The following is a 24150-nucleotide window of genomic DNA, read 5'->3' as shown; positions in this document are numbered from 1 at the left end:
GGCTGGGGGTGTTCGGCGGGGAGGGGAAAGGCGACGGCCCGCGGCTCCCGGGTGGGGGCGCGGGCCGTCGGGGTGGGGTGGGGTTACGCCTTGCGGAGGCGGAACGTCAGGCCGAGGGGCTCGTCCGTGAACGGGTCGCCGTAGGACGCGTCGGCCTCGCCGGTCGCGAAGTCCGTGGCCAGGACCTCCTCCGCGATGAGCTCCGCGTGGTCCGTCAGGGCCGTCACGAGCTCCGGGTCCGCCGAGGACCACCGCAGGGCGATCCGGTCCGCCACGTCCAGACCGGAGTTCTTCCGGGCCTCCTGGATCAGGCGGATCGCGTCGCGGGCCAGGCCCGCCAGCCGCAACTCCGGGGTGATCTCCAGGTCCAGGGCGACGGTCGCCCCGGAATCGGACGCCACCGACCAGCCCTCGCGCGGGGTCTCGGTGATGATGACCTCCTCCGGGGTGAGGGTCACGGTCTCGCCGTTCACCTCGACCGAGGCCTCACCGGAGCGCAGGGCCAGCGAGAGCCCCGCCGCGTCCGCCGCGGCCACGGCCTTGGCGACGTCCTGCACGCCCTTGCCGAACCGCTTGCCGAGCGCACGGAAGTTGGCCTTCGCCGTCGTGTCCACGAGGGACCCGCCGACCTCGGACAGGGAGGCCAGCGAGGAGACGTTCAGCTCCTCCGTGATCTGGGCCCGGAGCTCCGGGGTCAGGGCGTCGAAACCGGTCGCGCCGACCAGGGCCCGGGACAGCGGCTGGCGGGTCTTGACGCCCGACTCCGCGCGGGTCGCGCGGCCCAGCTCCACCAGGCGGCGGACCAACAGCATCTGCCGCGACAGCTCCGGGTCGATCGCGGTGGTGTCCGCGGTCGGCCACGTCGAGAGGTGGACGGACTCCGGGGCGTCCGGGGTGACCGGGACGACCATGTCCTGCCAGACCCGCTCCGTGATGAAGGGGGTGAGCGGGGCCAACAGCCGGGTCACCGTCTCCACCACGTCGTGGAGGGTGCGCAGGGCCGCCTTGTCGCCCTGCCAGAAGCGGCGGCGCGAGCGGCGGACGTACCAGTTCGACAGGTCGTCCACGAAGGACGACAGAAGCTTGCCGGCGCGCTGGGTGTCGTAGGACTCCATCGCCTCCGTGACCTCGGAGGTGAGGGTGTGCAGCTCGGAGAGCAGCCAGCGGTCCAGGACCGTGCGGTCCGCGGGCGCCGGGTCGGCCGCCGACGGCGCCCAGTTCGACGTGCGGGCGTACAGGGCCTGGAAGGCCACCGTGTTCCAGTACGTGAGGAGCGTCTTGCGGACGACCTCCTGGATCGTGCCGTGGCCCACGCGCCGGGCCGCCCACGGGGAGCCGCCGGCCGCCATGAACCAGCGCACGGCGTCCGCGCCGTGCTGGTCCATCAGCTGGATCGGTTCGAGGGTGTTGCCCAGGTGCTTGGACATCTTGCGGCCGTCCTCGGCGAGGATGTGCCCCAGGCAGACCACGTTCTCGTAGGAGGACTTGTCGAAGACGAGGGTGCCGACCGCCATCAGCGTGTAGAACCACCCGCGCGTCTGGTCGATGGCCTCCGAGATGAACTGCGCCGGGTAGCGCTTCTCGAAGATCTCCTTGTTCTTGTGCGGGTAGCCCCACTGCGCGAACGGCATCGAACCCGAGTCGTACCAGGCGTCGATGACCTCCGGGACGCGCACGGCTTCGAGGGAGCAGCCCTCGTGCGTGCAGGTGAAGGTGATGTCGTCGATGTACGGGCGGTGCGGGTCCAGGGCCGACTGGTCGGTGCCGGACAGCTCGCCCAGCTCGGCGCGGGAACCGACGCAGGTGAGGTGGTTCTCCTCGCAGCGCCAGATCGGCAGCGGCGTGCCCCAGTAGCGGTTCCGGGAGAGCGCCCAGTCGATGTTGTTGTTCAGCCAGTCGCCGAAGCGGCCCTGCTTCACCGAGTCCGGGAACCAGTTCGTCTTCTCGTTCTCCCGCAGCATCGCGTCCTTGACGGCGGTGGTGCGGATGTACCAGGACGGCTGCGCGTAGTAGAGCAGCGCGGTGTGGCAGCGCCAGCAGTGCGGGTAGCTGTGCTCGTAGGCGATGTGCTTGAAGAGCAGGCCGCGCGCGTCGAGGTCGGCGGTCAGCTTCTCGTCGGCCTTCTTGAAGAAGACGCCGCCGACGAGCGGGACGTCCTCCTCGAAGGTGCCGTCGGGGCGGACCGGGTTCACGACCGGCAGGCCGTAGGCGCGGCAGACCGCGAGGTCGTCGGCGCCGAAGGCGGGGGACTGGTGGACCAGACCGGTGCCGTCCTCGGTCGTGACGTACTCGGCGTTCACGACGTAGTGGGCGGGCTCCGGGAACTCGACGAGGTCGAAGGGGCGCCGGTACGTCCAGCGCTCCATCTCCTTGCCGGTGAAGGTCTCGCCGGTGGCCTCCCAGCCCTCGCCGAGGGACTTCTCCAGCAGCGGCTCGGCGACGACGAGGCGCTCCTCGCCGTTGGTGGCGACGACGTACGTGACCTCGGGGTGCGTGGCGACGGCCGTGTTGGACACCAGGGTCCACGGGGTCGTCGTCCACACCAGCAGCGCGGCGTCGCCCGCGAGGGGGCCGGAGGTCAGCGGGAATCGGACGTAGACCGAGGGGTCGACGACCGTCTCGTAGCCCTGGGCCAGCTCGTGGTCGGAGAGGCCGGTGCCGCAGCGCGGGCACCAGGGGGCGACGCGGTGGTCCTGGGTGAGCAGACCCTTGTTGAAGATCTCCTTCAGCGACCACCACACGGACTCCACGTACTCGGGGTCCATGGTCCGGTAGGCGTCGTCCAGGTCGACCCAGTAGCCCATGCGGGTCGTGAGCTCGGCGAACGCGTCGGTGTGACGGGTCACCGACTCGCGGCACTTGGAGTTGAACTCGGCGATGCCGTACGCCTCGATGTCCTGCTTGCCGTTGAAGCCGAGTTCCTTCTCGACCGCGAGCTCGACGGGCAGGCCGTGGCAGTCCCAGCCGGCCTTGCGGGCCACGTGGTAGCCGCGCATGGTGCGGAAACGGGGGAAGACGTCCTTGAAGACGCGGGCCTCGATGTGGTGCGCGCCGGGCATGCCGTTCGCGGTGGGCGGGCCCTCGTAGAAGACCCACTCGGGGCGGCCCTCGGACTGCTCCAGCGTCTTGGCGAAGGTCTTGCTCTCGCGCCAGAACTCCAGGACGGCGTGTTCGAGGGCGGGCAGGTCGACCTGGGCGGGTACCGGGCGGTACTGCGGCGGTGTGGTCATGAGGCTGAACTCTTCCTCCGGCGGGATGTCACTTCCGTCCGGAGGGACGAGAGCCTTGACGCGCTCCCGCGGTACCACCCTCCTTGGCCGTCGGACGGATCCGATGGCCCCCTCATTGGGGTGCGAAGCCGGTTCTACTTCCCGTACGGGGATCCGTGCGGGATCCGTGATCGTGACGGCTTTCTTCCGGCGGCTCCGGGGTGATCCTTCGCATCGCGCTCGCCCCCGGGCTCTCACCGTCCCCGGGTCGCTCCTGGCTGCGTCCGACGCTACTCGTCCCCATCCATGCCTCTCGCTGGGCCCAGTGTACGGGCCGACGCCGCGCGCGGCCGACCGATATTCCGGGCGGGGCGCGGGGCCGCGGGGCGCGGGGCGGAGTGACCCGGATGGGCTGACGCGCCGGTCCCGGTTCCGGTGGGGCGGGAGGGGCGGATTACCGGGCCGTCGGATGGGCACAACGGATGCAGGTTGACCTCGCGGGATGCGCGCCCCGTTGCCGCGGGGCCGGCGTCGATTTATCGTTCCGGCACGATTCGCGAGCAATGATCACAGTATGTGAAGGGGCCGCGGCCATGGTGGCGAAGAAGACCGCCGGGACTACCAAGAAGGCTGTCGGGAAGGCTGTCGGGGCCGAGGTCGGAACCGAGGTCGGAACCGAGGTCGGGGCACCGGCGCCGGCTCCCGCCGAGGCGGCGCCCGAGAAGACGGCCGCCGTGCGGAAGGCGCCCGCGAGAAAGGCATCCGCGAGGAAGTCGGCGACCACCGCCAAGGTGGCCGCCGCCGAGAAGTCGACGGCGAAGAAGGTCACGGCCAAACGGGCCGCGACCGAGGGGGCGGCGCATGCCGCGTCAGAGACGGGAGCCCGGAAAGTGGTCGCCAAGAAGAGCACCGGCACGGCCAGGAAGACGGCCGCTGCCGCCACCAGTGGACTGCCCAAGGCGCGGGGCGGTGCGGTGGCCGCCACCCCCGGAGAGCTCCCCGTACGCCCGGGAGAGGACCCCTGGACGCCGGCGGAGGTCGCCGAGGCACGGGCCGAGCTGGAGAGCGAGGTGCTGCGCCTGAGGGCCGAGCTCCAGGCCTCCGACGCGGCCATCTCCGGCCTGATGCGGGACTCGGGTGACGGCGCGGGGGACGACCAGGCGGACACCGGCACCAAGAACATCACCCGGGAGTCCGAACTGGCCCTCGCGGCGAACGCCAGCCTGATGCTGGAGCAGACGGAACGCGCGCTGGAACGGCTGGAGGCGGGCACCTACGGGCTCTGCGAGACCTGCGGAAAGCCCATCGGAAAGGCCCGGATGCAGGCATTTCCGCGCGCCACGCTCTGTGTGGACTGCAAGCAGAGGCAGGAGCGGCGGCACTAGCCGGGCGGCGGGCGGGCGCCCTGACGTACCCTCGTGTCTCGTCAGGGTCCAGGAACCTGGCAGGGCGGTTTCGCCGGAACCTGGTTCGAGCTAGTTCGAGGGACTCACGTGGCAGAGGCGGAGCGCATCATCGGTACGCCGGAGGTCGGGGACGACACCGAGCCCGAATCGACCGCGCCCAAGGGGCGCCGGCGGATCGTGGCACTGCTGGTGGTGGCGACGCTGGCGTACCTGATCGACCTCGGCAGCAAGATGCTGGTCGTCGCGAAACTGGAGCACGAGCAGCCCATCGAGATCATCGGTGAGCTGCTGAAGTTCTCGGCGATCCGCAACCCCGGGGCCGCCTTCGGCTTCGGCGAGGCCTTCACGATCATCTTCACCTGCATCGCGGCCACCGTGATCGTGGTGATCGTCCGACTGGCGCGCAAGCTCTACAGCCTGCCGTGGGCGATTGCGCTGGGCCTGCTGCTGGGCGGGGCGTTGGGCAACCTGACCGACCGGATCTTCCGTTCGCCGGGGGTCTTCCGGGGAGCGGTCGTCGACTTCATCGCGCCCGCCCACTTCGCCGTCTTCAACCTCGCGGACTCGGCGATCGTGTGCGGCGGGATCCTGATCGTCCTGCTGTCGTTCAGGGGTCTCGACCCGGACGGCACGGTCCACAAGGACTGATCGCGGGGCGGCTCGCGGGAAGGCTCCCGCGCCCCGTCCTGCATACTCGACAGGTGAGTACGATTCCCGAGATCCGAACCCTGCCCGTTCCCGATGGCCTGGAGGGCGAGCGCGTCGACGCCGCCATCGCCCGTATGTTCGGGTTCTCCCGGACGAAGGCGGCCGATCTCGCGGCCGCGGGGAAGGTGTCGGTCGACGGCAGTGTCGTCGGGAAGTCCGAGCGCGTGCACGGTGGCGCCTGGCTCGAAGTCGAGATGCCCGCGCCGCCGCGGCCCGTCGAGCTGGTGGCCGAACCGGTCCCCGGCATGGAGATCGTCCACGACGACGACGACATCGTCGTCATCATGAAGCCGGTGGGCGTCGCCGCCCACCCGAGCCCCGGCTGGACCGGCACCACCGTCATCGGTGGCCTCGCCGCGGCCGGCTACCGGATCTCGACGTCCGGCGCCTCCGAGCGCCAGGGCGTCGTGCACCGGCTCGACGTCGGCACGTCCGGCCTGATGGCCGTCGCGAAGTCGGAGCGGGCGTACACCTCGCTGAAGAACCAGTTCCGCGAGCGCGTGGTCGACAAGCGCTACCACGCGCTGGTGCAGGGCCACCCGGACCCGATGAGCGGCACCATCGACGCGCCCATCGGCCGTCACCCCAGCGCCGACTACAAGTGGGCCGTGACCCAGGAGGGCAAGCCCTCGGTCACCCACTACGACCTGATCGAGGCCTTCCGCGCGGCCTCCCTGCTGGACATCAAGCTGGAGACCGGCCGCACGCACCAGATCCGCGTGCACATGTCCGCGCACCGGCACCCCTGCGTCGGTGACCTGACGTACGGCGCCGACCCGACGGTCGCGAAGCGACTGGGGCTGACCCGGCAGTGGCTGCACGCGGTGCGGCTCGGTTTCGAGCACCCGTCGGACGGCCGATGGGTGGAGTTCGAGAGCGGATACCCGGCGGACCTCCAGCACGCCCTGGACGTGATCCGGGCGGAGAGCGAGTGACCTCGTACCAGGTGCGCGTGGCCTCCTGCGACGCCGACCTGGCGGCCTGTTTCGCCGTGCGCACCGAGGTGTTCGTGGTCGAACAGTCCGTGCCGGAGTCGATCGAGTACGACGCCTACGACGCGATGGCCGTGCACGTGCTGGCCGAGGGGCCGGACGGGGAATCGCTGGGCACCGGCCGGCTGCTGCACGGGCCGGGGGCGCTCGGCAAGACGGGCGCCGCGGAGATCGGCTCCCTCGGGCGGCTGGCCGTCGCGAAGTCCGCGCGCGGACTGGGCGTCGGCGCGGCGCTGGTCCGTGCGATCGAGGCGGAGGCCGCGAGGTTGGGGCTGACCGCCGTCGACCTGGGCGCGCAGACCCACGCCCTCGCCTTCTACGAGCGGCTCGGATACGAGGCCTACGGGCCGGAGTTCCAGGACGCGGGCATCCCGCACCGGTCGATGCGGCGCCGTCTGCCGTAGGTCGTCCGGTGCCGGCCGGGCGTCGGGTGTCGCCGCGGGGCTCGGCCCCGGACCCCGCGCCCGGAAAGCCGGCGGGGCTGGCGGGGCTCGGGGGGCGGATGGGGCAGGCTGGGAGCTGTGGACCAGCTTGCTCTGTTTTTCGTGTTGTTGCTCGGGGCCGTGGTGACCGTACCGCTCGGGGACCGGCTCGGGTTGCCCTCGCCCGTGCTGATGACCATCGGCGGGGTGGTGCTGGCCCTCGTGCCGGCCGTGCCGAACGTCGACATCCCGCCCGAGTACATCCTGCCGCTGGTGCTCCCACCGCTGCTGTACGCCTCCGTGCAGCGCACCTCCTGGCGACAGTTCGCCGCCAACGTGCGCCCCATCCTGCTGCTGGCCGTGGCCCTGGTCTTCGTGACCACCGCCGCCGTGGCCGCCGTCGCGCACGCCGCCGTCCCCGGCCTGCCCATCGCCGCGGCCGTCGCGCTCGGCGCGCTCGTCGCGCCGCCCGACCCGGTCGCGGCCACCGCCGTCGCCGGCGCGCTCGGGCTGCCGCGCCGCATGGTCTCCATCCTGGAGGGCGAGGGGCTCTTCAACGACGTCACCGCCATCGTGCTCTACCACGTGGCCATCGCCGCCGCCGTCAGCGGCAGCTTCTCCTGGCCCGACGCGCTCGGGGAGTTCGTGCTCTCCGCCGTGGTCGCGGTGGCCGTGGGGCTCGCGCTCGGCTGGGCCACGAACCGGCTCATGGGCAGGCTCGGCGAGGTCACCCTGCAGATCGGGCTGACGCTGCTGGTGCCGTTCGTGGCGTACGTGGTCGCCGAGGAACTCCAGGGCTCGGGCGTGCTGGCCGTGCTGACCACCGCGCTGTTCCTCGCCGAGTACGCGACCGACGCCGACGACGTGCTCGGACGCCTCGCCGGGCACACGTTCTGGGAGATCGTCGACATGCTGGTCACCGGCGTCGCGTTCGGCCTGATCGGACTCGAACTGCACCACGTGTTCGGCGTCGCGGGGGACCGTGTGGGAGAGATGGCCGGCTGGGCGGGGATCGTGGTCGCCGTGGTGGTCGGCGTACGACTGGCGTGGCTGTTGCCGGCCGGCTGGCTGGCGAAGAAGCTGCACAACCGGCGCGACTACGACGAGGAGATCCCGGTGAGCTGGCGGGAGAGCGTCGTCATGTGGTGGGCCGGGATGCGCGGCGTGGCCTCGGTGGCGCTGGCCCTGGCCATCCCGCTGAAGGTGGACGGCGGGGACCCCTTCCCGGCGCGGGACCAGATCATCTTCATCGCCTTCGCCGTGATCATGGCGACGCTGGTCTGCCAGGGCCTGACCCTGCCCTGGCTGGTGCGCCGGCTGGGGGTGGAGGCCGACGAGGACGCGGAGAAGGAGACCGAGCGCCGGCTGGCGATCCGCGCCGCCAAGGCCGCGAAGCAGCGGCTGAAGGAGATCGAGGCGGCGGAGGACCTCCCCGAGGACCTGGTGGAGACCCTGTACCGGCGGGCCTACGACGTGGGCGCCAGGATCAGCCCCGACATGGTCGACGAGGAACGGCGGGAGGCGTACGCGAAGCGGGTCGAGCGGATCCGGGACGTCCAGCGGATCCAGCGCGAGATGATGTCCGCCGCCCGGCACGAGGTGCTTTCGGCGCGCAGCGAACCGGGTTCGGACCCGGAGATCGTGGACCGGGTGCTCCGCCACCTCGACGTCCGCAGCCTGCGCAGTCCTTAGGGGGCGAGCGGGGGCTGTTGCACCGCGTCGGCGGTGTTCACGTGGGGGAGGGCGTACGGGTGGTGGTCCACCAGCCAGGTGATCAGGCGCTCGCGGACCACGCAGCGCACGGTCCAGATGTCGTCGGCGTCCTTCGCGGTGACCGTGGCCCGGACCTGGATCGTGTTCGGGGTGGAGTCGGTGACGACCAGGCCGCTCGCGCGACCGTCCCACTCCGGGGTCTCCTTGAGGATCTCCGACAACTGCTCGCGCAGCAGCGGGATCGGCGCCGAGTGGTCCAGGTGCAGGAAGACCGTGCCGGTCATCTGGGCCCCGCCGCGCGACCAGTTCTCGTACGGCTTGCCGGTGAAGTACGAGACCGGCATCGTGATCCGGCGCTCGTCCCAGGTGCGGACCACGAGGAAGGTGAGGGTGATCTCCTCGACCGTGCCCCACTCCTTGTCCACGACCACGGTGTCCCCGATGCGGACGGTGTCGCCGAAGGCGATCTGGAGGCCGGCGAAGAGGTTGCCCAGCGCGGACTGGGCGGCGATGCCCGCCACGATGCCGAGGACGCCCGCGGACGCCAGCATCGAGGCGCCGACCGTGCGCATCGCGGGGAAGGTCAGCAGCATGGAGGCGATGGCCACGACGACGACCACCGCGGTCACGACCCGCTGGATCAGCGTGACCTGGGTGCGGACCCGGCGGACCCGGGCGGCGTCGCCGGCGCCGGCCGCGTAGCGCGTGTACGTCGAGTCGACGACGGCGGTGGCGATCCGGATCAGCAGCCAGGCGGTCGAGGCGATCAGCACCAGGGTGAGGGCCCGGCCCACGCCGTCCCGGTGATCCGTGAGGATCCTGGTCTGGGGGTAGGCGGCCCTCAGCAGGGCCGTGCACAGGACGATCCGGAAGGGTGGACCGCACCGGCGTAGCAGCCCCCACAGGGGTGTCTCGCCGTGGCGGGCGTCGGCCCGGCGGAGCAGCAGGTCAAGCAGCCAGGCGGCGACGAGCGTGAGGACCACCGCGCCGCCGATGACCACGACGGGGCGCAGGACGTTCTCCATATCCATGCCCGTGAACCTAACCGGAAGGGGACCCGGGAAACTGGCACGATGGGGATATGAACATCATGCTCTTCCATTCGACGTACGGGCTGCGGCCCGCAGTGCACGCGGCGGCCGACCGGCTGCGCGCGGCGGGGCACGAGGTCCACGTGCCCGACCTGTTCGAGGGGCGCACGTTCGGGAACGTCGAGGAGGGCATGGCTCACCGGGACGAGATCGGCCGTGACGAACTGCTCAAGCGCGCGATCCTGGCCGCCGCCCCCTACTCGGACCGGGGCCTGGTCTACGCGGGGTTCTCCTTCGGCGCCTCCGTGGCGCAGCACCTGGCCCTGCACGACGAGAAGGCGCGCGGGCTGCTCCTCCTGCACGGTACGTCCGACCTGGACGACGACGCCTCGGCGGACGACCTGCCGGTGCAGCTGCACGTGGCGGACCCGGACCCCTTCGAGCCGCACGACTGGCTGACCGCCTGGTACCTGGGGATGCGCCGGGCCGGGGCGGACGTGGAGGTCCACGGCTACCCGGGCGCCGGGCACCTGTTCACCGATCCCGATCTCGACGACTACGACGCGGAGGCCGCCGAGCAGACCTGGAAGGTCGCGCTGTCCTTCCTCGACGGGCTGTAGGGGGCGGGTGCGCGCGAAGGGGCCCGGCCGGATGGACGCCCGGCCGGGCCCCTGTCACGTGCGTCAGGCCCGGTAGGCCGTCCACATGCTCTTCATGCGCGACACCTGGCCGCTCGTGAACTGGTACATGCAGGAGTCGTACGTGTAGTCCATGAAGTTGTGGATCGGGTCCGCTCCGCTCGCACCGCAGGTGTCGCGGCCGGTCGGGCACTCGAACGCGGCGCTCGCCTCGGCCGGGGTGTCGGAGACCGAGTCGCCGCTGCCCGAGCAGCCGCCCTGGAAGGTGTGGTAAAGGCCGAGCCAGTGGCCGACCTCGTGGGTGGCGGTGTCGCCCTGGTTGTAGTTGGCGGAGGAGCCGCCGGGGATCGAGCTGTTGAGGATGACCACGCCGTCCATCTTGGGCTGGGAGGCGTAGGAGCTCGGGAAGGTGGCCCAGCCGAGGAGCCCGCCGCCGAGGTTGGCGGTGTAGAGGTTCAGGGCGTTCTTGCCGCCCTTGCGCAGGGCGTTCTTCATGTTCTTCTCGGCGGTGGTGCCGTCCGAGACGTTGTACCAGGTCGCGTTGTCGGTGTAGTCGGTCCCGGCCAGCGAGAACTGGAAGCCGGAGTTGACGTTGCCGCTGCCCTGGCCGGCGTAGGCCGAGTTGAGGACGGCGAGCTGGCTGTTGATCTGCGCGGCGGTCAGCTTTCCGGTCGCACCGGAGTGGATGACGTGCACGTAGACCGGGATGGTCGTGGTGGCGGCGACCCGGGCACGCATGCCGTCGAGCTGCTGCGGGGTCGACTGACCGAGTCTTCTCTTGAGGTCGGCGTCCATGGCCTTGACCTGGGCGTCCGTCACCTCGTTCGGGTCGGCGGCCTGGTGGTCGCGCGGGCGCGCGACCCGGGCGTTGGCGGCGGTGCCGCCGGCCTGTTCGAGACAGGCCTGCGCCGGGGTCTTGGCGGTGGGCGCCGCGGCGACGGAGGTGGGGGCCGTCAGCGGGGCGAACGCCAGGGTTCCGGCCAACAGGGCCGTACCCGTGATGCGGCGGCGGAGAAGGGGGGATATGCGGGCGAGAGCGCGCACGTGTACTCCTCGCGAAGCGTGGTGGGGGGTGAGGGACTTCCTCACGCCGGCGCGAGCTTACGTGGGCATGTCATAAGGATGGCAAGATCTCGGCGGTTAAAGATTTGTTGCGTGAGAGACGAAAGGGGCGCCTGGTGTGAACCAAGCGCCCCTCTGAGCAGCAAAATTGATGGAATGTCAGGAAACCGGGCGGTCGGCCCGCTCGACCTTCTGCGTCCCGTTCAGGGTGCGGTACGAACGGGCCCACGTGGAGCGCGCGTCCTGCCTTCGCTTGTCCGAGACCACGAAGTAGTCCATCTGTGAGCGCTCGCCCGTCACGTCCAGGACGCCGTACCCGTGAGAGTCCATGTCCAGCCACTTCACGTGCCAGTTGGCGGCCTTGATGGCCGCCTCGGCGACCAACGAGGCGGTGTCCGCCGGCACGTGCAGGATGTCGTCGATGTTGTCGGAGGTCACCGACGTCACCACGAACTCGGTCGCCGCCGTGCCCGAGCCCGGATACGTCGCCATGTTCACCGGGACGTCGTTCGCCCACGCCATGTGGATGTCACCGGTCAGGAAGACCGTGTTCTTGATGCCGCGGTCCTTCAGGTGGCCCAGGAGTTCCTTGCGGTCGTCCGTGTAGCCGTCCCACTGGTCCGTGCTGATCGTGAGACCGCCCTCGGGCAGGCCCAACAGCTTCGTGAGGGGCTTGAGCAGGTGCGCGGGCAGTGAGCCGAAGGCCACCGGCGAGATCATCACCGAGGTGCCGACCAGCTTCCAGGTGGCGTTCGAGTTCGCCAGCCCCGACTTGAGCCAGTCCAACTGCGCCCGCCCGGTGATGGTGCGCTCCGGGTCGTCCACCGCGCCGCTGCCCACCTTGACCTGCTGCGAGCGGAAGGTCCGCAGGTCCAGCAGGTGCAGGTCGACGAGACTGCCGAAGCGCAGCCGCCGGTAGACGGTGCCGGCTATGGAGGCGCGCACCGGCATCCACTCGAAGTACGCCTGCTTCGCGGCGGCCGCACGGGCCGCCCAGTCGCCCTCGGCGCCGGGGGTGTGGTTCTCGGCGCCGCCGGACCAGGCGTCGTTGGCGAACTCGTGGTCGTCCCATATCGCGACGACGGGGTGCGCCGCGTGCAGCGCCTGGAGGTCCGCGTCGGTCTTGTACGTGCCGTGCCGGGTCCGGTAGTCGGCCAACGAGACGATCTCGTGGCGCGGCTGGTGCGGGCGCACGACGTACTTCGCCTCGGGATAGGCCCCGGAGGCGTACTCGTACACGTAGTCGCCCAGGTGCAGAACCGCGTCCAGGTCGGTGCGGGCCGCCAGGTGCCGGTACGCGGAGAAGTACCCGGACTCCCAGTTCGCGCAGGAGACCACGCCGAAGCGGATCCCCGGCGTCGCCGCGTCGACGGGCGGGGCGGTCAGGGTGCGCCCGATCGCGGAGACGGTCGCCCCCGCCGTGAAGCGGTACCAGTACGGGGTGTGCGGGCGCAGGCCGCGCACGTCCACCTTGACCGTGTGGTCGGACGCGGCGGTCGCCGTGACGGCGCCGCTCGCCACGACCCGGGCGAAGTTGCGGTCCTCGGCGACCTCCCAGCCCACCGCGGTGGCAGGGCCGAGGCCGGAGCCGGGGACGGCCTCGGGGGAGGGGGTGACGCGGGTCCACAGCAGGACCCCGTCGGGCAGCGGGTCGCCGGAGGCGATGCCGTGCGGGAAGGCGGGGGCGGTCTCGGCCGCGTGGGCGGGCGAGAGGCCCAGCGTGGCGATCGGCGCGAGCGCGGCCGCGGCCGCGGCGCCCAGAACCACCGTACGGCGGCGCGGGTTTGTCGCGGCGGGGGAAGAGGAGAGTTGACTGGTCACGGGCGGTCATATTACTGACCGGTATACCGTCGGTACAGACATGGAAAGGCAACGGGCGGACGAACTCCAGGAGTTCGTCCGCCCGTTCTCGTCCGCCCGTTGCCGGGACCGGGGAGGGTCAGCCCGCGAGAGCCTTCTCGATCGCCGCGGTGTACGCCTCCGCCGTCGAGGGAGTCTCGATCTTCTTGCCGTCCATCATCAGCGTCGGCGTGCCCTTCACCTCGGACTTGTTGAAGACCTTCGACATCTCCAGCGCCCACCGGTCATAGGTGCCGTCCTCGACGGCCTTCTTGAACTCGGCGTTGCCCTTGAGCGCCGGGACCGTGTCCGCGACCTTGATCAGGTAGTCGTCCTTGGCGAAGCTGTCGACGGTCTCCTCGGGGTGCAGGTCCTTGGAGTAGAGCGCCCCCTTGTACGCGAGGAAGGCGTCCGGGCTGACGTTCAGCGCCGCGCCCAGCGCGCTCAGCGCGTTCTTCGAACCCTCGCCCTGGGCGGCGTTGTCGATGAAGGTCGCGCCGAAGTAGCGGAGCTTGAACTTGCCCGCGTCCACGTCCTTCTTGATCTGCTCGCCGCTGGTCTGCTCGAACGCGGCGCACGCCGGGCAGCGCGAGTCCTCGTACAGGTCCAGGGTCTTCTTCGCCTCGGGCTTGCCGATGACGACCGTGGTGCCGTTGTCGCCCGAGGTGTTCTTGGGCTTGACCAGCTCCGCCGAGGCGGCCTTCTCCCAGTGGTCGGGCTGGTTGGCCTGCACGACCGCGTAGCCGACACCGCCGGCCAGGGCCAACGTGGCCACCACCGCGCCGGCGACGATCAGCTGCCGGCGCGCCTTGTCCTTCTTGGCCTGCTTCTCGCGCTCGACGCGCAGTCGATCGCGGGCCGCCGCCTTGTTCGCCTGGCTGTTGCGTGAACTCATCGTGATCTCCGTGGGGTGTGGAAGAGGGGGGATTGCCGTACGCGTGTCAGACGCTCGCGAGCGTCCCGCGCACGGGCGGTCCCCGCCGCCCCACGGAATGTGCCGGGAACCGGGTACGGGCACCCGAGCCCGGCCCGGGCGGGCATGCCCGCCGGCGTGCCGGACCGGCGACCGCCGCGACGGAGGTCACCGCCAACAGCAGCGGACGGAAGGCGAAGGCGGCCACGGCCCGCAGCAGCCGGCCCAGCGCCCGCTCGCCGTACCGCAGCCACGCGGCGGCCAGCATCCCGACCGCGACGTGCCCGCCCAGCAGCAGCCAGGGCGTCCAGGGCCCCGCCGCCGCGGACAGCGCTCCCGCGTCGGTCACGGAGCCGGGCACGCCGGCCAGCTGCCCGCCCACCGGGGTGCCCCCGCACAGTTCGTCCAGGCCCAGCGCCCGCAGCGGACCGGCGACCGGGCCGCCCGCGGGGCCGTAACAGAGGTGCTGCCCGGCGGTGAAGACGGTGTCGGCCGCCAGCTCCAGCGGCACCAGCAACCCGGCGATCGGGCCGAAGCCGCGCTCCCGGCCGGCCAGCGCGAACGCCAGGGCGAACACCCCCGCGAAGGAGCCGACCACCAGCGCGGGCGGCAACGGCACCCGGGACATGAGGACGTGCGAGCCCGCGGAGAGCAGCACGACGAACGCGCTGAACAGCGCGGCTCGCAGCCCCCGGAGTCCTGCCCCTGATATGTCCATCGCCGCGAGTCTTTCACGACTCCCTGTGAATCGGAGGCCCCGGGTTCCCGACGGCCCGCCCGCTACGACGTGATCCGGCCGTTGCGGAACAGGTCGACGAAGATCTGGTGGTCGGCGCGCGCCCGGGCCCCGTAGGCGTGGGCGAAGTCGACCAGCAGCTCCGGGAAGCCGACCTCGTCGGCGGCGATGGCCGCGTCGATGGCCCGCTCCGTGGAGAAGGGCACCAGGGACTGGCCGCTCTCCGCCGCGTCCGCCGCCGCGTGCATCGTCGCCGTGGCCCGACCCAGGTCGGCGACCACCGCCGCGATCTCCTCGGGGTCGTCCAGGTCCGACCAGTCCAGGTCCACCGCGTACGGGGAGACCTCCGCCACCAGCTGCCCGGAGCCGTCCAGCTCCGTCCAACCCAGCCACGGGTCGGCGTGCGCCTGGAGGGCCCGCTGCGAGATCACCGTGCGGTGTCCCTCGTGCTGGAAGTAGTCCCGCACCGACCGCTCGGTGATGTGCCGGGACACCGCCGGGGTCTGCGCCTGCTTGAGGTAGATCACGACGTCGTTCTCCAGGGCGTCGCTGTGCCCCTCCAGCAGGATGTTGTACGAGGGCAGGCCGGCCGAGCCGATCCCGACGCCGCGCCGGCCCACCACGTCCTTGACCCGGTAGGAGTCCGGGCGCACCAGGGACTCCTCCGGCAGGGTCTCCAGGTACCCGTCGAAGGCGGCCAGCACCTTGTACCGGGTGGCCGCGTCCAGCTCGATGGTGCCGGGGCCCGCCGTGAAGCGGCGCTCGTAGTCCCGGATCTCCGTCATCGAGTCGAGGAGCGAGAAGCGGGTCCGCGCGCGGGCGGCGCGCAGGGCGGCCAGCAGCGGGCCGTCGGCGGTGTCCAGGGTGAAGGAGGGGACCTCCTCGTGCTTGGCGCCGGTGGCCAGGGCGTGGATCCGCTCCCGGTAGGCGGCCGCGTAGATCCGCACGAGCCCGCTGATCTGCTCGTCGCTGAGCGCCTTGGTGTAGCCGATCAGGGCGACGGAGGCGGCGAAGCGCTTCAGGTCCCAGGTGAACGGGCCGACGTAGGCCTCGTCGAAGTCGTTGACGTTGAAGACGAGGCGGCCGTTGGAGTCCATGTACGTGCCGAAGTTCTCGGCGTGCAGATCGCCGTGGATCCACACCCGGCCGGTCCGCTCGTCCAGGTACGGGCCGCCGTGCCGGTCGCGCTCCAGGTCGGCGTAGAAGAGGCAGGCCGTCCCCCGGTAGAAGGCGAACGCGGACGCCGCCATCTTGCGGAACTTCACCTGGAAGGCAGCGGGGTCGGCGGCGAGGAGCTCACCGAAGGCGGTGTCGAACACATCGAGTATCTGCTCGGCGCGCTGCTCGTTCGTCGTCTCGGGAACCGCCATGGCGGGTGCCTCCTGGTGGCGCTGGATCGATCGCGTGCGGAAGGTGTGGAATCGGACACCGTCCCTGGGTCTGCAACGGATGACCGTACCCGTCGGTGCCCGTTTTCTGTCACTCGGGAGACGTAGACTTCGAGGCTGCCCCCCTCACTCCCGCCCGGAGGACTCCACCGTGACCAAGGCGCCGTTCACGCACCTGCACGTCCACACCCAGTATTCGCTGCTGGACGGTGCCGCGCGGCTGAAGGACATGTTCAACGCGTGCAACGAGATGGGCATGTCGCACATCGCCATGTCCGATCACGGCAACCTGCACGGCGCCTATGACTTCTTCCACACCGCGAAGAAGGCCGGGGTCACCCCGATCATCGGCATCGAGGCGTACGTCGCGCCGGAGTCCCGCCGCAACAAGCGCAGGATCCAGTGGGGGCAACCGCACCAGAAGCGCGACGACGTGTCCGGTTCGGGTGGATACACGCACAAGACGATCTGGGCGGCGAACGCGACCGGCCTGAACAACCTCTTCCGGCTGTCCTCCGACGCGTACGCCGAGGGCTGGCTCACGAAGTGGCCCCGGATGGACAAGGAGACCATCTCCAAGTGGTCCGAGGGGCTGATCGCCTCCACGGGCTGCCCCTCCGGCGAACTCCAGACCCGACTGCGCCTCGGCCAGTTCGACGAGGCCCTCAAGGCCGCCTCCGAGTACCAGGACATCTTCGGCAAGGAGCGGTACTTCCTGGAGCTGATGGACCACGGCATCGAGATCGAGCGCCGGGTCCGCGACGGACTGCTGGAGATCGGCAAGAAGCTCGGCATCCCGCCGCTGGTCACGAACGACTCGCACTACACCTACGCCGCCGAGGCGACCGCCCACGACGCCCTGCTCTGCATCCAGACCGGCAAGAACCTCTCCGACCCGGACCGCTTCCGCTTCGACGGCACCGGCTACTACCTGAAGTCCACGGAGGAGATGTACGCCATCGACTCCTCGGACGCCTGGCAGGAAGGCTGCGCCAACACCCGGCTGGTCGCGGAGCAGGTCGACACCGAGGGCATGTTCCAGTTCCGGAACCTGATGCCGAAGTTCGACATCCCGGACGGCTACACCGAGGTCACCTGGTTCCGCGAGGAGACCATGCGCGGCATGGACCGCCGCTACCCGGGAGGCATTCCGGACGACCGGATGAAGCAGGCCGAGTACGAGATGGACACGATCATCTCGATGGGCTTCCCCGGCTACTTCCTCGTGGTCGCCGACTTCATCATGTGGGCCAAGAACCAGGGCATCGCGGTCGGCCCGGGACGAGGCTCCGCGGCCGGCTCGATCGTCGCGTACGCCATGGGCATCACCGACCTCGACCCGCTCACCCACGGTCTGATCTTCGAGCGCTTCCTGAACCCCGAGCGCGTCTCCATGCCCGATGTCGACATCGACTTCGACGAGCGCAGGCGCGTCGAAGTGATCAGGTACGTCACCGAGAAGTACGGCGCCGACAAGGTCGCCATGATCGGTACCTACGGCACCATCAAGGCCAAGAACGCGATCAAGGACTCCGCCCGCGTCCTCGGCTACCCGTACGCCATGGGCGACCGGCTCACCAAGGCCATGCCCGCCGACGTCCTCGGCAAGGGCATCCCGCTCTCCGGCATCCTCGACCCGACGCACCCGCGCTACGGCGAGGCCGGCGAGATCCGCGGGATGTACGAGAACGAGCCCGACGTGAAGAAGGTCATCGACACCGCCCGCGGTGTGGAGGGCCTGGTCCGGCAGATGGGCGTGCACGCCGCCGGCGTGATCATGTCCAGCGAGACGATCACCGACCACGTGCCCGTCTGGGTGCGGCACACCGACGGCGTCACCATCACCCAGTGGGACTATCCGAGCTGCGAGTCGCTCGGCCTGCTGAAGATGGACTTCCTCGGCCTGCGCAACCTCACGATCATGGACGACGCCGTCAAGATGGTGAAGGCCAACAAGGGGATCGACATCGATCTCCTCGGCCTCCCGCTCGACGACCCCAAGACCTTCGAACTGCTCGGCCGCGGTGACACCCTCGGCGTCTTCCAGTTCGACGGCGGCCCCATGCGCTCCCTGCTGCGCCTGATGAAGCCCGACAACTTCGAGGACATCTCCGCCGTCTCGGCCCTGTACCGGCCGGGCCCGATGGGCATGAACTCGCACACGAACTACGCCCTGCGCAAGAACAAGCAGCAGGAGATCACCCCGATCCACCCGGACCTGGAGAAGCCCCTCGAAGAGGTGCTCGCGGTCACCTACGGCCTGATCGTGTACCAGGAGCAGGTGCAGAAGGCCGCGCAGATCATCGCCGGCTACTCGCTCGGCGAGGCCGACATCCTGCGCCGCGTGATGGGCAAGAAGAAGCCCGAGGAGCTGGCGAAGAACTTCACCATCTTCCAGGAGGGCGCCCGCAAGAACGGGTACAACGACAAGGCGATCCAGGCCCTGTGGGACGTCCTGGTCCCCTTCGCCGGCTACGCCTTCAACAAGGCCCACTCGGCCGCGTACGGACTGGTCTCCTACTGGACCGCCTACCTCAAGGCGAACTTCCCCGCCGAGTACATGGCGGGCCTGCTCACCTCGGTCAAGGACGACAAGGACAAGTCCGCGATCTACCTGAACGAGTGCCGGCGCATGGGCATCAAGGTGCTCCCGCCGAACGTGAACGAGTCCGAGCCGAACTTCGCCGCCCAGGGCGACGACGTGATCCTCTTCGGCCTCACCGCCGTCCGCAACGTCGGCAACAACGTCGTCGACTCGATCATCAAGACGAGGAAGGCCAAGGGGAAGTACTCGACCTTCCCCGACTTCCTGGACAAGGTCGAGGCCGTCGTCTGCAACAAGCGGACCGTCGAGTCGCTGATCAAGGCCGGCGCCTTCGACGAGATGGGCCACACGCGCAAGGGCCTGGTCGCCCACCACGAACCGATGATCGACAACGTGGTCGCGGTGAAGCGCAAGGAGGCCGAGGGACAGTTCGACCTCTTCGGCGGCATGGGCGACGAGGGCGCGAGCGACGAGCCGGGCTTCGGACTCGACGTCGAGTTCTCCGACGTGGAGTGGGAGAAGTCCTACCTGCTCGCCCAGGAACGCGAGATGCTCGGCCTCTACGTCTCCGACCACCCGCTCTTCGGCCTGGAACACGTCCTCTCCGACAAGACGGACGCGGGCATCTCCCAGCTCACCGGCGGCGAGCACTCCGACGGCGCGGTCGTCACCATCGGCGGCATCATCTCGGGCCTCCAGCGCAAGATGACCAAGCAGGGCAACGCCTGGGCCATCGCCACCGTCGAGGACCTCGCCGGCTCCATCGAGTGCATGTTCTTCCCGGCCACCTACCAGCTCGTCTCCACCCAGCTGGTCGAGGACACGGTCGTCTTCGTCAAGGGCCGCCTCGACAAGCGCGAGGACGTCCCGCGGCTCGTGGCGATGGAGATGATGGTCCCCGACCTCTCCTCGGCCGGCACCAACGCGCCCGTCGTCCTCACCATCCCGACGGTCAAGGTGACCCCGCCGATGGTGACCCGTCTGGGCGAGATCCTGCGCCACCACCACGGCAACACCGAGGTGCGGATCAAGCTCCAGGGGCCGCGCACCACGACCGTGCTCCGCCTCGACAAGCACCGCGTCAAGCCCGACCCGGCGCTGTTCGGCGACCTCAAGGTGCTGCTCGGCCCGTCCTGCCTGGCCGGCTAGTCGCTGCTGGCGGCGGCACGCCGCGTACGAGACGCCGCGGCGGCACGCCGCGCACGAGAACGATGCCGCGCACGAGAACGAGGAAGGGCGCGCCCGGGGAAACCGGGCGCGCCCTTCGTCCTGTCCGGCCGACGCGACGCGGGTCGTGGCGGTCGTCGGTCGGGTCGGTGGTGTCGGTGGTGTCAGTTGTGGCCGAACTTCTTTTCCTTGCGCTTGCCGGCCATGTGCATCGGACTCGGCGCGGACGACGGCGAGGGCTCGGGCGTGGATTCCATCGAGCTCTTGCCCGGATCCTGCGCCGACGAGCGGTCCTGGGGCTTGGCGGGCTGCTGGCGGTTCTTGTTCTTGGCCATGGGAAGCCTCCGTGGGGGGTGTAGGGGCCAGGGCCGCCTTCACACTCACACAGCACCACAAAGCGCGCATTTTGGATCATTACTGCGCGTAGTCGGTGCCCCGTCTTCCGGTCGCCGGGAGATACGCCACGCCGATGATCGAGTTCCGGCCGTCAACGTCCTTGCGGTCGGGCAGACTCGGGGAATATCCAGAGGACCCCCACGGAAGAGGGTGGAACGCGTGGACCGCTGCGTCGTCCTGGTGGACGCCGGCTATCTGCTGGGCGCCGCCGCGAGCCTTCTCGCAGGGGAGCCCTCCCGCTCCCGCATCACCGTCGACCACGCCGCCCTCATCCAGGGCCTGCGCGAACGCGCGGAGGCGGACACCGAACAACCCCTGCTGCGGATCTACTGGTTCGACGGCGCGCCCGACCGGGTGCCCCAGCCCGAACACCGCAGGCTGCGCGTGATGCCCCGGGTCACCGTACGGCTCGGTGCGCTGACCCGCAGCGACGGCCGCTGGGCCCAGAAGGGCGTGGACGCGGCCATGCACGCCGAGCTCACCGAGCTGGCCCGCAACCGCGCCTGTTCCGACGTGGTCCTGGTGACCGGCGACGGCGATCTGCTGCCCGGCCTGATGTCCGCCAAGGAACACGGGGTCGCCGTCCACCTGTGGGCCGTCCAAGCCGCCGACGGGGACTACAACCAGTCCGAGGACCTCGTCGCCGAGGCCGACGAACGCCGGGTCCTGGACCGCGCCTGGATCACCCGCGCCGTCCGCGCCAAGGACCTCGCCGGCCTGTGCTCCCCGGCCCCCGCGCCACGCCCGGAGATCGCCGCGATCCTCTCCGCGCCGCTGCCCGAGGCGGCCCTGGCCGAGGCCGCCCGCAACGGCGCCTCCACCACCCCGGCGGACGCCGCCGAGCGCGGCGCGCCCGTACCGCCCGTCACCGAGGGCGCCCGGCCCGTTCCCACGCCCAAGGACCTGGCCGCCCTGCGCGCCCCCGGGGCCGCCGCCCCCGCCACCCACAACGGCCAGTCGGCCGCCCCCGCCGGCAGCGCCCTGCGCTGGTCCTCCGACAAGGGCTGGGTCGACCGGGCGGGACCGCTCGGGGAACCCGCCGAGACCGCCTCGCTGCCCACCCTCGCCCAACTCACCTCCGCCGAGCAGCGCTGGGCCGACCGCGAGGAGGACATCACCACCGTCGGCGGCGACCCCTTCGAGGTCGGCCAGGTCTTCGCCCGACGCTGGATGGAACGGCTCCCCGAGAGCGTCCACCTCCAGAAACTGGCCACCATGTACCCCCGGATCCCGCACCGCATCGACGGTGAGCTGCTGCGTTACGCCGCCCGCTTCGGACTCCTCGCGCACAAGGACGACCAGATCGACGAGCACGACCGCTACGCCATCCGGGCCGGCTTCTGGCGGGAGATCGACGTCCGGGCGGCCGCCGAACACGTGGCCGGTCCGCCCTTCGCGGTGCCCGCGCCGCCGGGGTCGCCGACGCCCCCGGCGGCCGAGTGAGGGCGGAAGCCGCGTAGGCTGCTCCCTCGTGAGTACGGGCACAGCATCAGCGAGGCAGGGCACGGCAGCAGCCGCGGAAGCGGCCTCCGACGTGGTTTGCGCGGTGCGTGACCTGGTCAAGACGTATCCCGCCGTACGCGGCCGGCGCGGCGCGCCCGCCCTGCCCGAGACCCGCGCCACCGACGGGATCTCCCTGGACGTGGGGCGCGGCGAGATCTTCGGCCTCCTCGGGCCGAACGGCGCCGGCAAGTCCACGCTCGTCCGCCAGCTGACCGGCCTCATGAGGCCCGACGGGGGCTCCGTCACCCTGCTCGGCCACGACCTCGTACGCCACCCCGAGCGCGCCTCCCGCCTGCTCGCCTACCTCGGGCAGGAATCCACCGCCCTGGACGAGCTCACGGTGTCCCTGGCCGCCGAGACCACGGGACGGCTGCGCGGGCTCGACGCGCGGGCCGCACGGGCCGCGCGCGACGAGGTCCTGGAGGAACTCGGTCTGACCGGGATCGCCGGCCGGCCCCTGAAGAAACTCTCCGGCGGACAACGCCGGCTGGCCTGCTTCGCCGCCGCCCTCGTCGGTGAACGGGCCGTCCTGGTCCTCGACGAACCCACCACCGGTATGGACCCGGTCGCCCGACGGGCCGTATGGGCCGCCGTGGACCGGCGCCGCGCCCAGTGCGGCGCCACCGTCCTGCTCGTCACCCACAACGTCATAGAGGCCGAGACCGTGCTGGACCGGGTCGCCGTCATCGACCAGGGCAAGGTCATCGCCTGCGACACCCCGGCCGGACTGAAGGCCAAGGTCTCCGGCGAGGTCAGGCTGGAACTGGTGTGGCGGACCACCGCCCCGCTGGAGGTGCCGGAGGTCGCGGCGCTGGCCCCGCGGGCCGTCGAGTCGGGACGGCGGTGGGTGCTGAGGCTGGGCCCCGACGAGGCGCGCGCCGCGGTCGCCGCCGTGACCGGCAGCCCCGCCTTCGCCGCGCTCGACGACTTCACTCTGGCCACGCCGAGCCTGGAAGACGTCTACCTGGCCCTGGGCGGGCGCGTATCGAAGGGGCTGGTCAAGTCGTGAGTGCCGCCGCTGTCGGAGTGCTGGCTCCCCGAGCCCGCTTCTTCCCGGCGCTGGCCGCCGTGTACCGGGCGCAGTTGTCCCGGGCGCGCGTGGCGCGGATCCCGCTGCTGTTCGTGGCCACCTTCCAGTCCGTCGGGATCATGATCCTGATGCGGGGCGTGGTCGACGGGGGCTCCGAGGCCCGCGCCGTCGTCGCCGGCTCGTCCGTCCTGGTCGTCGCCTTCGTCGCGCTGAACCTGCTCGCGCAGTACTTCGGGCAGCTCCGGGCCAGTGGCGGGCTCGACCACTACGCGACCCTGCCGGTGCCGCCCGCGTCCGTCGTCCTCGGCGCGGCCGCCGCCTACGCCTCTTTCACGCTGCCGGGGACCCTGGTCACCGCCCTCTTCGGCTGCCTGCTGTTCGGGCTGCCCATGAGCGGGCTGTGGATCCTGGCCGCCGTGGTGCCGCTCGCCGGCGCCGCGCTGGCCGGACTCGGCGCCGCGCTCGGTCTGCTGGCCCCCCGGCAGGAACTGGCCACGCTGGCCGGACAGCTCGGCATGTCGGCCGCGCTGCTGCTGGGCGTCCTGCCGCCCGAGCGGATGCCCGAGGTCGTCGTCTGGGCGCGGGACCTGCTGCCGTCCACGTACGGCGTCGAGGCCTTCGCCCGCACCTTCGAGCCGCACCCCGACTGGGCGGCGGTCCTCCTCGACCTCGGGGTGTGCGCGGTGGTCGGCGCGCTGTCCCTCGCCGTCGCCACCTGGGCGTACCGCCGCGCGGCGGTCCGCTGAGGCCGGTGCCCGCCGCACCTGGCACGATGTGGGGGTGACCGAAGCCGTGACCCCGCCGCCGTCCCCGTTCGACCCGCCGGCGCTCCCGCCCGAGAAGCCGCGCGACGCCGCCGGGGGAATCACCCCCGCCGATGTCCGAGACGGGGCCGGCGTCGCCCTGGTGGTGGCGGTGGCGGGCGTCCTGCTCGGGCTGTTGTGGGTCTGGCTCGCGCCCAGGGTCCAGTACGTCTCCAACGGGGAGGCCGTCTTCCTGCGGGACACCGAGAGCGAGGCCCGGGTCGGGTCCGACGCCACTTTCCTGCTGCTCTCCGCCGGATTCGGGCTGCTGAGCGGGGTGGGAACCTTCCTGTGGCGGCGCCGGGGCGGCGTACCGCTCGTCGTCGGGCTCGCGGTGGGGTCCTGCTTCGCCGCGCTGGTCGGATGGCGCCTGGGCCTGTGGCTCGGCCCCACGTCCGACCAGGCGGCGGCCGCGCTGAAGGCCGGCAAGGGCGTGCCCTTCGACGCGCCGCTCCAGTTGCTGGCCCACGGGGTGCTGCTGGCGTGGCCGATGGTCGCGGTGGCCGCCCACCTGGGGCTGACGGCCGCGTTCACGCCGAAGGACCCCGAGCCGGACATCGAGTGGTACGGCGCGACCTACCCGCCCGCGCACGCCCACGCCAACGACCCGTCGCCCGAGCCGCCCCGCCCCTGAACACACCGACGGCCC

At 71.0% G+C, this 24150-nt stretch carries 19 protein-coding genes; 11 read left to right on the top strand and 8 right to left on the bottom strand.

Features of this window, described 5'->3' with window-relative positions; all coding sequences use genetic code 11:
- Window positions 1–83: 83 nt before the first annotated feature.
- The gene (gene ileS, locus ADK55_RS26035) at window positions 84–3230 is read right to left on the bottom strand and encodes an isoleucine--tRNA ligase (protein WP_053682239.1); all 3147 of its coding nucleotides are present in this window, start codon (window positions 3228–3230) and stop codon (window positions 84–86) included.
- A gap of 572 nt (window positions 3231–3802) precedes the next feature.
- Here ileS and ADK55_RS26030 point away from each other — a divergent pair.
- The 5 genes from ADK55_RS26030 (at window position 3803) to ADK55_RS26010 (ending at window position 8429) form a co-directional block, all read left to right on the top strand.
- Window positions 3803–4594, top strand: a complete 792-nt coding sequence (locus ADK55_RS26030; RefSeq protein ID WP_053682232.1) for a TraR/DksA family transcriptional regulator — start codon at window positions 3803–3805, stop codon at window positions 4592–4594.
- 108 nt (window positions 4595–4702) lie between these two features.
- Window positions 4703–5263: a signal peptidase II gene (gene lspA / locus ADK55_RS26025; protein WP_053682231.1), complete on the top strand. Its 561-nt coding sequence runs from the start codon at window positions 4703–4705 to the stop codon at window positions 5261–5263.
- A 53-nt stretch (window positions 5264–5316) separates the two neighbouring features.
- Window positions 5317–6258 (top strand): RluA family pseudouridine synthase, encoded by a 942-nt coding sequence (locus tag ADK55_RS26020; protein ID WP_053682230.1) that lies wholly within the window; start codon window positions 5317–5319, stop codon window positions 6256–6258.
- The gene (locus ADK55_RS26015; RefSeq protein ID WP_053682229.1) at window positions 6255–6719 is read left to right on the top strand and encodes a GNAT family N-acetyltransferase; all 465 of its coding nucleotides are present in this window, start codon (window positions 6255–6257) and stop codon (window positions 6717–6719) included. Before ADK55_RS26020 ends, ADK55_RS26015 begins: the two co-directional genes overlap by 4 nt.
- Window positions 6720–6836: 117 nt before the next feature.
- Window positions 6837–8429 carry a Na+/H+ antiporter gene (locus tag ADK55_RS26010; protein ID WP_053682228.1) on the top strand — a complete coding sequence of 531 codons (1593 nt, stop codon included), beginning with the start codon at window positions 6837–6839 and terminating at the stop codon, window positions 8427–8429.
- Here ADK55_RS26010 and ADK55_RS26005 read toward each other — a convergent pair.
- Window positions 8426–9475, bottom strand: coding sequence for a mechanosensitive ion channel family protein (locus tag ADK55_RS26005; protein WP_053682227.1), 1050 nt, complete (start codon window positions 9473–9475; stop codon window positions 8426–8428). The two genes, ADK55_RS26010 and ADK55_RS26005, sit on opposite strands and share 4 nt — an antisense overlap.
- A 56-nt stretch (window positions 9476–9531) precedes the next feature.
- Between ADK55_RS26005 and ADK55_RS26000 the strand changes: the two genes are divergently transcribed.
- Complete coding sequence (locus tag ADK55_RS26000; RefSeq protein WP_053682226.1) at window positions 9532–10101, top strand: dienelactone hydrolase family protein; 570 nt, start codon at window positions 9532–9534, stop codon at window positions 10099–10101.
- A gap of 63 nt (window positions 10102–10164) precedes the next feature.
- Here ADK55_RS26000 and ADK55_RS25995 read toward each other — a convergent pair whose 3' ends face one another.
- From ADK55_RS25995 to ADK55_RS25975, 5 genes are all read right to left on the bottom strand, one after another.
- Window positions 10165–11163, bottom strand: a complete 999-nt coding sequence (locus ADK55_RS25995; protein ID WP_053682225.1) for a zinc metalloprotease — start codon at window positions 11161–11163, stop codon at window positions 10165–10167.
- Between the two features lie 177 nt (window positions 11164–11340).
- Window positions 11341–13002 carry an alkaline phosphatase D family protein gene (locus ADK55_RS25990; protein ID WP_053682224.1) on the bottom strand — a complete coding sequence of 554 codons (1662 nt, stop codon included), beginning with the start codon at window positions 13000–13002 and terminating at the stop codon, window positions 11341–11343.
- A gap of 118 nt (window positions 13003–13120) precedes the next feature.
- Complete coding sequence (locus tag ADK55_RS25985) at window positions 13121–13915, bottom strand: DsbA family protein (RefSeq protein WP_053682223.1); 795 nt, start codon at window positions 13913–13915, stop codon at window positions 13121–13123.
- Between the two features lie 46 nt (window positions 13916–13961).
- Window positions 13962–14651 carry a hypothetical protein gene (locus ADK55_RS25980; RefSeq protein WP_053682222.1) on the bottom strand — a complete coding sequence of 230 codons (690 nt, stop codon included), beginning with the start codon at window positions 14649–14651 and terminating at the stop codon, window positions 13962–13964.
- Window positions 14652–14713: 62 nt separating this feature from the next.
- A complete protein-coding gene (locus ADK55_RS25975) occupies window positions 14714–16039 on the bottom strand; it encodes a DUF2252 domain-containing protein (RefSeq protein WP_053682221.1) in 1326 nt (441 codons plus the stop codon).
- Between the two features lie 169 nt (window positions 16040–16208).
- On the opposite strand from ADK55_RS25975, the gene dnaE reads away from it, so the two are divergent.
- Entirely contained in the window at window positions 16209–19751 is a 3543-nt protein-coding gene (dnaE, locus tag ADK55_RS25970; RefSeq protein ID WP_053682220.1) for a DNA polymerase III subunit alpha, read from the top strand.
- Between the two features lie 182 nt (window positions 19752–19933).
- Here the strand turns inward: dnaE and ADK55_RS39290 are convergent, their stop codons facing one another.
- A complete protein-coding gene (locus tag ADK55_RS39290) occupies window positions 19934–20104 on the bottom strand; it encodes a hypothetical protein (RefSeq protein WP_199826626.1) in 171 nt (56 codons plus the stop codon).
- A 211-nt stretch (window positions 20105–20315) separates the two neighbouring features.
- Between ADK55_RS39290 and ADK55_RS25965 the strand changes: the two genes are divergently transcribed.
- Genes ADK55_RS25965 through ADK55_RS25950 form a run of 4 tightly spaced genes read left to right on the top strand, consistent with a single transcriptional unit; the run spans window position 20316 to window position 24135 of the window.
- Complete coding sequence (locus ADK55_RS25965; protein WP_053682219.1) at window positions 20316–21608, top strand: NYN domain-containing protein; 1293 nt, start codon at window positions 20316–20318, stop codon at window positions 21606–21608.
- 28 nt (window positions 21609–21636) lie between these two features.
- Entirely contained in the window at window positions 21637–22677 is a 1041-nt protein-coding gene (locus ADK55_RS25960) for an ABC transporter ATP-binding protein (protein ID WP_078999410.1), read from the top strand.
- Window positions 22653–23444, top strand: a complete 792-nt coding sequence (locus tag ADK55_RS25955) for an ABC transporter permease (RefSeq protein WP_053682238.1) — start codon at window positions 22653–22655, stop codon at window positions 23442–23444. Before ADK55_RS25960 ends, ADK55_RS25955 begins: the two co-directional genes overlap by 25 nt.
- 34 nt (window positions 23445–23478) lie before the next feature.
- Window positions 23479–24135, top strand: a complete 657-nt coding sequence (locus tag ADK55_RS25950; protein WP_053682217.1) for a hypothetical protein — start codon at window positions 23479–23481, stop codon at window positions 24133–24135.
- Window positions 24136–24150: the final 15 nt, after the last annotated feature.

The sequence above is a fragment of the Streptomyces sp. WM4235 genome (genome assembly GCF_001279725.1).
In the GTDB taxonomy this organism is placed as follows: domain Bacteria; phylum Actinomycetota; class Actinomycetes; order Streptomycetales; family Streptomycetaceae; genus Streptomyces.
Note: the sequence above shows the minus strand (reverse complement) of the source record. Positions and strands in the feature narration are given on the sequence as shown.

What these genes read in the sequence shown, in the direction of transcription:
- ADK55_RS39290 (WP_199826626.1), bottom strand. Translation starts at nt 20,104, where the DNA reads ATGGCCAAGAACAAGAACCGCCAGCAGCCCGCCAAGCCCCAGGACCGC.
- ADK55_RS25975 (WP_053682221.1), bottom strand. Translation starts at nt 16,039, where the DNA reads ATGGCGGTTCCCGAGACGACGAACGAGCAGCGCGCCGAGCAGATACTC.
- ADK55_RS25985 (WP_053682223.1), bottom strand. Translation starts at nt 13,915, where the DNA reads ATGAGTTCACGCAACAGCCAGGCGAACAAGGCGGCGGCCCGCGATCGA.
- ADK55_RS26005 (WP_053682227.1), bottom strand. Translation starts at nt 9,475, where the DNA reads ATGGAGAACGTCCTGCGCCCCGTCGTGGTCATCGGCGGCGCGGTGGTC.
- ADK55_RS26000 (WP_053682226.1), top strand. Translation starts at nt 9,532, where the DNA reads ATGAACATCATGCTCTTCCATTCGACGTACGGGCTGCGGCCCGCAGTG.
- ADK55_RS25980 (WP_053682222.1), bottom strand. Translation starts at nt 14,651, where the DNA reads ATGGACATATCAGGGGCAGGACTCCGGGGGCTGCGAGCCGCGCTGTTC.
- ADK55_RS26030 (WP_053682232.1), top strand. Translation starts at nt 3,803, where the DNA reads ATGGTGGCGAAGAAGACCGCCGGGACTACCAAGAAGGCTGTCGGGAAG.
- ileS (WP_053682239.1), bottom strand. Translation starts at nt 3,230, where the DNA reads ATGACCACACCGCCGCAGTACCGCCCGGTACCCGCCCAGGTCGACCTG.